Genomic DNA, 8,769 nt, shown 5'->3' on the forward strand with positions numbered 1-8,769 from the left:
ACAGGGTGGGGCCCGTGGGAACGACCTATCGGCGGGTGGCGCTGACGGGGACGTGCCCGGCCGGTTGCACAGGGGTTCAGCTCTACTGGGAGACGGAAGTCGTAGCTGCCGACGTGGGGAAGCGGCTCTACTTCGACGCCGTGTCGCTCCGGAAGATGGTCACCTTCGACCTGCTCGCCGCGAACACGCTGAAGACGTCGAACTACGCGGAGGATGGCAACGGCATCCCCATGGCAGGGGCGAAGCTCGACAACGTGGGGACGACGCTCAAGGTCGCCTCGAACAACGTCCAGGTGGGGCGCTACTACCTGAGCGACGGTTTCTTCCGCTCCGTTCAGGCCCTCGCGGACACGGGGAGCCGCATCTACTACCGCGGCAACAACGAGGGCGTGCCGAACATTGACCGCCTCAACATCCAGGTCCTCGAAGGGTACGCCATTGCAGGGGCGGCGGGTGGGGCGGCCGCCTTCACATGGGCGCACTACCGGGCCACCATTCAGCCCGATTCGCCAAGCGACAATCTCGACGCGTTGCGCTTCATGGAGGTTGGTTTCTACTGGGCGTTTGGGGACATTCACCCGCCAAATTTCCTCTACACCACGACCGTCCCCATTGCAGACCGCAAGTACCAGAACGGGGCCTGGGATGGTGACGGAGCCAACGCGACGAGCGCGGGCTTCACGTTCGTATTTGGCGACAAGTTCAACCGCCTGCGCGACTCCCTCGTCAACAAGCTGCTCTACCTCAAGGTGTCCTTGCACAACGCGCAGGGGCATAGTGCAGAGCGATGGTTCTTCCCTCCGAACGCCTACAACGAGGACATGGTTCGCCGCGTGACGGGGCCTGCGTCCACGCCCTCTGGAGGGAGCGGTGGCGGTGGCTCCGGGCATGGAACCTGCGTGGCGCCTTGGGAACCGGTGTTGCTCGGCGATGGTACGGAGCTGCCCGCCGAGATGCTCAAGCCCGGCATGCGGGTGCTCACGATGCACGAGGGCAGGACGGACGGGGGCGTGTTCGAGGTGACACACGTCAGCCGCCATCATGCCGCGCGCTGCAAGCTCGTGATGATGGATGGTCGCGTGCTCGTCGTGACGCCGGACCATCGCTGGCGCACGGTGACACGCGGCTGGGTTCGCACGGATGAGCTGCGCTCCCGGGAGCTGATTGACGGATTCGCACCAGGACGGGTGGCGCGTGTTGAACCGGCAGATGCCGGTGACGTGATGAAGGTGACCGTGCGCTTCGCGAAGACCTACGTCACGAAGGGCCTACTCGCGCACAACCTCAAGCCGCGCGAGTAGATTGGGCCACGCCAAGAAGTCACAGCATCTACATGGGGCAACCCAACGCCCTGGTGATGTGGTGACCGCCGAAGAGACTCAGTCCGTTCAGCTCGTAGTCGGCTCCCTGCTAGGAACGGCGGGAGTCGGTGTTCTTGCGTGGGCCGCGAAGTCCCTCGTCGGGGAGATTCGCGCCCTGGTCGAGAAGGTCGCGCGTCAGGACGAGCGCATCAACGTCCTTGCGGTGGAGCTGGGCGCCATTCGCCGATGGCGTGACGAGTTCAGCTCGGGCCTCCCCGCCCAAGTTCGGCAGACCGTGGAGCTGGAGCTGTTGCGCATGGCTCGGGCCGGGGAGGGCGACTCCTGATGCCTCGGACGAACTTCAAGCGCGTCGACCTGGACCGTGTCTACCTGCCGTTCGTCGCGGTCGCCCTTGAGGTCGTCGCGCGCTGCGAGGCCCGGGGCGTCAGGTACGTCGCGACCTACGGCTTTCGCACCTTCGACGAGCAGGCCGAGCTGCGGCGCCTCTACCTCGCGGGCAAGGGGGGCAAGGCATCTGCGGCGGGGCTGTCGGCTCACAACTACGGACTCGCCTTCGACTTCGTGTGTGACGGGGACGAGCGGCCCGGGGTTCAACCCGACTGGCGGCTTCCCGCGTACCGGGTGCTCGGCGAGGAGACAACAAAGGCCGGGCTCGTCTGGGGCGGGCGGTTTGGCGACGCGCCCCATGTGCAGTGGCCGGGCTACGTGAGCGCCCTACAGCTCACCCCGCTACGCACGTTGGCCGAGAGGAGTTCGGTCGCGGCGGTGTGGAAGCAGCTCGAAAACGAACGCGGCTCGTCGGCCTGGCGCGCTGCAAATCCCCCGCTTGCGGCCGAACTGGCACGGCTGGGCTTCTAACTCGGAGGACACATGGTTGATGTTGGAACGGTCGGGCCGAATCCCGAGCAGTTCGAGGCGTTCGCGCAGCTCCTGCTCGACGCGGTGACGAGCCGGAACTACGCGCTGCTCGCGGCCCTCGTGGTGGTGCTGCTGGTGTACCTGCTGCGCAAGTTCGGAGGTGCGTTCATCCCCTTCCTACGCACGGACAGGGGCGGCGCGGTGCTGGTGCTGGGCGTGTCGCTGGCGGGGGCTGTGGCGAACGCGCTGGCCGCTGGTGCGCCGTTCTCCCTGGCCTTGCTGGTGACGGCCCTGAAGGTGGCGTTGACGGCGGCGGGTGGCTTCACGGTCATCAAGCGGCTCGTCTTCGGTACACCCGCGATTGAGCGTGCCGGGCAGGCGGGCGAGCTGGCCGCAGGGCAGGTCGCGGGCAAGGCCGCTGCGATTGCCGTGCTTGAGCAGCTCGACAGGGGCGGAAAGTGAAGCTCGGCGCGCTCGTGCTGGCCCTGCTCGTCACGACTCCTGCGGCGGGCTCCGAGGTCATCAGCGTTGAGCGCGCGCAGCTCTTCCCGGATGGGGCGACCGCAGCCGTCGAGGTTGAGGGCGGCTGCTGGTTGTCCGAGCGTCGTTGCATCCGGACTGCGGCCGAAATTGAGCGGCTGCGCGCAGAGAACGAGTCCCTGCGGCAACAGGCGGGAGACGTGTCCTTCGCTGCTGTTGCCGTGACGCTGGTGCTGGGCCTCGGGGTCGGGTTCACCGTGGCGAAGCTAGCGAACTGAGAGCGGGCGACTGCGGAATCGGCGCGGTTGGTCTGAGACCTCGCTACGCCGTGAAACTGCGGCACTCACCGCAGCCGCCCGCGTGGGACTAAGGCACAGTCGGCTTGTCCGTGCAAAGGGTGTGGCGGGGATGGCGCCTCGCTCGCTCAACGGGCGGCAATCGCAAGGCTCCTGGGGCGTCCGGGACTTGACTGTCTCGGGCGACTTTCTGGCCGATGGGTTCTTCCGGGTTTGCTAGGGTCGGCACGGGAGAATCCGCGTTGCTTCGACCCGTTGCCATTCTTTCACTGCTGGTGGGAGTCGCCGCTTCGGCGCAGCCCCTTCCTGCCCCCCGCGAGCGTCAGGAGCGGCGTGTGGCCCTCTCAAGCGGCCCTGCCGAGCCCGTGCCGGAGCTGCGCGTCGCGGCAGGGATAACCACCCTACTTCTCTTCGACGCCCCTCTCGACCGTGGCTCGGTGGAGCTGGAGGGCCGCGAGCGCTTCCGCCTTGTGGACGTGGGAGAACGAATCCTGGCCCTGGAGCCTGCCGTTGACCTGGGGCCCGGTGAGAGGCTCGGGCTTCGGGTCCGGTTTGCCGGCAGTGTCACGCAGGACCGTGGGGTCTTTGTCCTCGTCTCCCACACGGCACAGGTGGACACACGCGTGGAAGTCTTTCGTCGAAAGGATTCCGTCGAACTACTCCATGCCGAGTTGATGAACACGCGCGCTCAGCTCAATGCACAGGCGCAAGAGCTTCAGACACTTCGGGCGCTACGGGACTCAGGCGGACCTGTCGAACTGATTATGTCCGGAGCATTGGATGATCGAGTGCGAGTAAGTCGCAGCAAAGGGGCGATGAAGACAGGCCCCGAGGAGACGCTCGAGATTGACGGCGCGACGGGCTTTCGAGCCCCCGAATGGGCGGCCATCAGCGTCAAGGTCCGGAACACCGGGAAGAAGTCTTGGGCTCCGACATTGGCCCGCGTCGTGAACTCCAAGAGCGGTCAGAATCTGGGCGTGATTCGCGTGCGCTCGGCATTGCCTCGGGTAGAGCCCGAAGGCGCTGGTCTGGTGGTAATAGAAACCGAGGTCCCTCCGTGGCCACTTGGGGAGGTATGTCGCGTGGACCTGCTCGACAACGACGGCGTCGTGCAGGTCGTCGTTCCTAGGATTGAGTTTTAGTGGGCCCGCCATGCTGACAGTCATTCATCATCCCGCGCAGTTCCCGTCCGGCCATACAGTCCATGGATGGCGTGTCGTGAAACTCGTTGGTGCGGGGGCCTACGGTGCCGTCTACAAAGTGGAGATGAACGGTAAGCACTACGCGATGAAGGTCGCGATGCACCGTGCCACGAGTGGAGACGAGGAGAAGGCGGACGCACGGTTGAGGCGCGAGTTGGGCTGTCTCGTCCATCTTCGCCACCCCAACATCATTGCCTCGCGTGCCTATGGCCGGTGGCCTGACTTCGAGAGCGGCTGGCTATACGTCATCCTCGATTTTGTGGATGGCTACACGCTGGCTGAGTGGGTGGAGAAGGTTCACCCCACTGCGCAGGAGGTCGTCCGCCTCTTCATCAAGTTGTCGGCTGCCGTGGACTACATGCACGGGCGCGGCGTCTTCCACCGCGACTTGAAGCTGAACAACGTCATGGTGCGCGCCTCGGACAATGAGCCGTACATCATTGACTTCAGCGCAGGGGACTACACCCACGCGGAAGACCTGACGGACGCCCCGCTTCCTCCCGGCACGCGCCGCTACCGTTCTCCCGAAGCCTCCCGCTTCCTCCGGGAGAACGGCGACGACCGCGACGCTCGCTACGATTTCAAGGTCACGGACGACGTGTATGCGCTGGGCGTGTGCCTCTATGACGCGCTGACGAATCCCCAGCCCGCGAGCGATTCCGCGAAGACGCCCGTCGAAGGCAGGGCGATGCCGCCAGACGCTCGGGTGCTGAATGAGCGGGTTCCCGGCGCACTGAGCGACGCTGTGATGCGCTTCATTGCGCGGAAGCCCGAGAACCGCCCCCCCACGGCAGAGGCGGTTCGGCGTGAGCTGATGGCCCTCGCGATAGACTCGGGTCCCGAGTGGGTAACTCCGCTTCACACCCTCACGGCAAAACCGCTGCTCACTCCTGCGACGGGAACGGACGAAGCGGTCAAGAGAACGCGGCCCCGCCGTGGAATCCTGCTGGGTGCCTTGGGGGCCACGCTCGCTGTAGCGGCCCTCGCGGGGCTCTTCGCGTCGAGACAGGCCGGACAGGAGTCGAGCGCGATGGCATCTGACGAGCCCTCCGCACAGAGAGACGCCGGAACGGGCGCGCCATTGCTCATAGTGGCCCCGCAGGAGGATGCCGGTATGCCCCTGGGAACAGGCGTCGTTTCTCCTGCGCCTGTTGCATCATCCCCTGGGATAGCGTTGTCCCCTCAAGCTCCTGTCCAGAAGGAAAGCCCCTCCGTGAAGCGTGCCCCTATCGTCGCCAATACGTCCGAGTCTCAGGCCATGAAGGCCCCTGCATCCAGTGGCGGCCGGGCCGAGTTCCTCAAGAAGTGCGCTGCTGCCTCTGCTGTCGTGGCCTTGCAGATGGGATGCCCGGGCAGTCAGGTCCGCCCCGGTCCCAGTGCATGCCCCGAGGAAGCGCGGGAGGCCATGTTCGAGGTGCTTCGCTTCTACGAAGGGTATGCGGTGACAGTCACCATTGATAAGAGTCAGCCGGGGGGGCTGAATTCCGTAGGCGTCTATTCGGACGGGCCGGTGCGCGGCATTGTCCGCCTCGGGGTTGACGAACTTCCTACTGGAACGGTGCTTCTGGGGCGCGTGTGGACGGGCGGTGGCGCCCTTCTGGCTCGCTACACCGAGGCGAGGTTGCCCAATGGGCGCACATACCCGGTTTGCATCGCCATTGGAGAGAAGGGGGCCGAAGAAGCCGAGCCGGGCCCCCAGCCTGGGACCGTCACTTTCAGCCGAAGCGCATACGGTTACGCTGTAAAAGACTGGCCCTAACAGCTCTCTGTAAAGGGGGTTTACGCATTTTCGGGGTCTTTTCCGATGGGCGGGCTTCGCGCCGTTCGCGACCTATAGCGTCGTTCACGTCGGACATGACTAGGAGTACCTTCTGTCTGCCTTCACGCGACAGCCTTCGCGGAGGGCAAACAGGAGACTCCATTCATGTCTGATGATTCCAACCCTCGACTCACTGAGGGCGTGGTCCTCTTTACTCAAGGGGATACCACCTACTTTCTCTTCCAGATTCTCGGGGAGGGGCGCAACGGGGAGCGCATCCTCTACGCGCGGCCCCGCACGCCCGAGGGGTTCCAGGGCAAGGTTTTGGTGAAGTACGCAGCGCTCGCCCAGGGAGGGGGCCTCTCGGAGAAGCACCAGCGCGCGCGCATTCGACTGGAAGAGGAAGTCAGGCTGGCGCGGTTCCTCCAGCACCCTAACATCGCCCACGTCGTCGGCCTGTTCGAGATGAAACACGCTCTTTGCGTGGCCAGTGAATGCGTCGGCGGTTTCACGCTGGATTCGTTGCTTGCCATTGCCCAGGCACGAGGGCGCTACTTCTCCGAAGCCTTCATCCTGTACGTCTTCGCGGAAGTTGCGGCGGCGCTGGCCTACGCCCATGCGCGCACGGACGATGCCGGAATCCCTCTGAACATCGTCAACCGCGACGTCAACCCGACGCGAATTCGGCTCGCGCCTCGGGGTGGTGTGAAGCTGACGGACTTCGGAGTTGCCTTCTCGCGTCTGGCCGGGCGAGTTGTAACGACACTCCCGCGTCCCAAGGGCGACGTCATCTACTCTTCACCGGAGCTGCTGCTGGGGGAAGACGTTGACGGGCGCGCGGACCTCTTCTCGCTGGGCCTGACTATGTTGGAGTTCGCCACGGGCCGGCACCTGTACGACCCGGGCAACATGAAGATGGCCGACCTGGAGGCGCGCATGTCCGAGGAGGAACGGCGGCGCTTGCTGAAGGCGACAGTCAGAAGCATGGACGCGGGGCTGACGTCTGTCGCGGAGGACGCCATTCACTGGGCCATGGCGTACCGCCCCGGGGATGTAGATGCGGCAATGCAGGGGCTCCCCGAGCGGCTCTGCGCCATTCTCGGCTGGCTACTTCAGCGCGACCCCGCGATGCGCTTCCAGACGGCCTCCGAACTGGAGCGTGTATTGCGCGTCCGACTGGGTGAGCTACCCCCGTTCGGCCCGAAAGATGCTGTGAAAGAAGTAGAGCAAGCTCTCTCCGACGCGGGCGAGAGGATGGAGGAACTGGACTTCCTCGACGATGAGGGCGGTTTTGCCCCTGCCGATTGGCGGGCGCCTCCCGACTATGTCGAGACGCAGCCCGAAGCGCGCAACGAAGACGAGCTGACGACGGACCCCACTCCTCGTCGCGCTGTGAAGGCGCCGCCGACCGCCTGACGTCGGCACCTATCTCCACTCACCACTGCTGATTCACCACCGGCCCGACGCAAGTCGCTGCGCCGACTGGGAGACGTGTGTCTTTCGTGTCTCATTCCGGGGCACGCATGGGGGACGTGTATGCAAAGGATGCAAGGTTGGATTGTCGCGCTGTTGCTGGTGCTGCCTGGAGTGTCGTGGGCGGAAGAGATTGCGGACCCACCGCCGCCCGAAGTGGCGGACGAGATAGAGGAGATAGAGGAAGAGACGTCGCCCGAGAGCACGACGGAAGATGCCGAGAGCCCACCCGCTCCGGAGCGAGGCGAGGTCTCACGGCCTGCGCGCTGGACAAACTTGCTGCGAGTGGAGGCCGCGACGTGGGCGTTGCTGCCTCGCTCGGGCATGGGCACGGATGAGGGCTATTTCCAGGTCGAGCCCACCATCGTCTTCGAGCGCGGCCCGGAGTTCGGCGTCAACCTCGGGACTCCGCTGCGGTTGCGCGTGTGGGGGCCGAAGGATGGCGGGGTTGTCCGGCGCGAGGACTGGGACGACCTTTCCGACTGGGGCCAACTGGTCCGGGCGCTCAAACTGGGCTCGGACAACTCGCCGCTGGGCGTGTGGTTCGGGAAGCTCGATAGCTACAGCCTTCTCAACGGGCATCTCGTCCGGCGCTACGCCCACCGCGCGAATCCGAACTACCACCCGGCGGCGGGCGTCCTCACCGGCACTCTGGGGCCCGTCTACGTCGAGGCGTTTTCTTCGGACGTTCTCGGTGCTCGACTGATGGGCGCGGAGGCGGAACTGGACCTGGAGCACGTTCTCTTCGGCAAGCCCAAACAGAAGGGCCGCTACACACTCGGCCTGTCGGCGGTGCATGACTGGGGACGTGCTGGTGGACGCGCGGCCTCGGTGACGCTGGCGCACATGGACGCGGTGGCCGTGTTGGTTGTGCGGCCTGAGTTTGAAGCGCAGGTCTTCGCGGGTTGGGGCGGCAGGCCGGGGGAGGCAGGCGCATGGGGCGCGGTTGTCGGTGCGGGCGCGGATGCAATCACACCGACGCTCAAGATGGCGTTGCGGCTAGAGGCGCGGCGGCAACATGGTGGCTTCCGGCAAGGTTTCTTCGGACCGGATTACGAGCTGGCGCGCTTCCAGGCGGCGGGCCCTGCTGGCGTGCCGCTCGCGGATGCGCCCTTCCCGGATGGCTACTCCGCGTTCGGGGAGGCGGAAGTGGGCTGGGATGCGATGGCCTACGGTGGGCTCCGCAAGCACCTGAAACTGTCGGTGGGCGCCGAGGTGTTCTCCTGGGGGCGTCTCGACATGGACGGGCGCGTGGCGGTGCAGCTCTTCGAGCGCAGCCTGGAAGTGGCCGTGAAGGGGCTCGCCGTCGGAGCTGGGAAGCCGGGGGCTCGCTACCTGGGGGCGGCGGAAGTGCGCTGGCGGTTCCTGGGAGGGAAGTT

Annotated in this window: 9 protein-coding genes; all 9 read left to right on the forward strand. The window is 65.6% G+C overall.

Going from position 1 to position 8,769, the window contains the following annotated elements:
• Window positions 1-1,301, forward strand: a 1,301-nt coding sequence (locus tag FJV41_RS45905) for a Hint domain-containing protein (RefSeq protein WP_246137834.1), incomplete at its 5' end; no start/stop codon positions are given.
• 61 nt (window positions 1,302-1,362) lie between these two features.
• Window positions 1,363-1,647 (forward strand): hypothetical protein, encoded by a 285-nt coding sequence (locus tag FJV41_RS45910; RefSeq protein WP_141648965.1) that lies wholly within the window; start codon window positions 1,363-1,365, stop codon window positions 1,645-1,647.
• A complete protein-coding gene (locus tag FJV41_RS45915; RefSeq protein WP_141648966.1) occupies window positions 1,647-2,180 on the forward strand; it encodes a M15 family metallopeptidase in 534 nt (177 codons plus the stop codon). Before FJV41_RS45910 ends, FJV41_RS45915 begins: the two co-directional genes overlap by 1 nt.
• Before the next feature lie 12 nt (window positions 2,181-2,192).
• Window positions 2,193-2,642 (forward strand): hypothetical protein, encoded by a 450-nt coding sequence (locus FJV41_RS45920; protein WP_141648967.1) that lies wholly within the window; start codon window positions 2,193-2,195, stop codon window positions 2,640-2,642.
• The gene (locus tag FJV41_RS45925; protein WP_141648968.1) at window positions 2,639-2,938 is read left to right on the forward strand and encodes a hypothetical protein; all 300 of its coding nucleotides are present in this window, start codon (window positions 2,639-2,641) and stop codon (window positions 2,936-2,938) included. The genes FJV41_RS45920 and FJV41_RS45925 overlap by 4 nt, the downstream gene beginning before the upstream one ends.
• A 215-nt stretch (window positions 2,939-3,153) precedes the next feature.
• Window positions 3,154-4,098: a DUF2381 family protein gene (locus FJV41_RS45930; RefSeq protein ID WP_141648969.1), complete on the forward strand. Its 945-nt coding sequence runs from the start codon at window positions 3,154-3,156 to the stop codon at window positions 4,096-4,098.
• A 10-nt stretch (window positions 4,099-4,108) separates the two neighbouring features.
• Window positions 4,109-5,917, forward strand: coding sequence for a serine/threonine protein kinase (locus tag FJV41_RS45935; RefSeq protein ID WP_141648970.1), 1,809 nt, complete (start codon window positions 4,109-4,111; stop codon window positions 5,915-5,917).
• 165 nt (window positions 5,918-6,082) lie between these two features.
• A complete protein-coding gene (locus tag FJV41_RS45940) occupies window positions 6,083-7,333 on the forward strand; it encodes a serine/threonine protein kinase (protein WP_141648971.1) in 1,251 nt (416 codons plus the stop codon).
• A 120-nt stretch (window positions 7,334-7,453) separates the two neighbouring features.
• Window positions 7,454-8,769, forward strand: a 1,316-nt coding sequence (locus FJV41_RS45945) for a hypothetical protein (RefSeq protein WP_246137835.1), incomplete at its 3' end; no start/stop codon positions are given.

The sequence above is a fragment of the Myxococcus llanfairpwllgwyngyllgogerychwyrndrobwllllantysiliogogogochensis genome (assembly GCF_006636215.1).
Lineage (GTDB): Bacteria > Myxococcota > Myxococcia > Myxococcales > Myxococcaceae > Myxococcus > Myxococcus llanfairpwllgwyngyllgogerychwyrndrobwllllantysiliogogogochensis.

Excerpts from the sequence above, each read along its gene's own strand:
- FJV41_RS45915 (WP_141648966.1), top strand. The coding sequence starts at position 1,647 with ATGCCTCGGACGAACTTCAAGCGCGTCGACCTGGACCGTGTCTACCTG.
- FJV41_RS45920 (WP_141648967.1), top strand. The coding sequence starts at position 2,193 with ATGGTTGATGTTGGAACGGTCGGGCCGAATCCCGAGCAGTTCGAGGCG.
- FJV41_RS45930 (WP_141648969.1), top strand. The coding sequence starts at position 3,154 with ATGGGTTCTTCCGGGTTTGCTAGGGTCGGCACGGGAGAATCCGCGTTG.
- FJV41_RS45935 (WP_141648970.1), top strand. The coding sequence starts at position 4,109 with ATGCTGACAGTCATTCATCATCCCGCGCAGTTCCCGTCCGGCCATACA.
- FJV41_RS45940 (WP_141648971.1), top strand. The coding sequence starts at position 6,083 with ATGTCTGATGATTCCAACCCTCGACTCACTGAGGGCGTGGTCCTCTTT.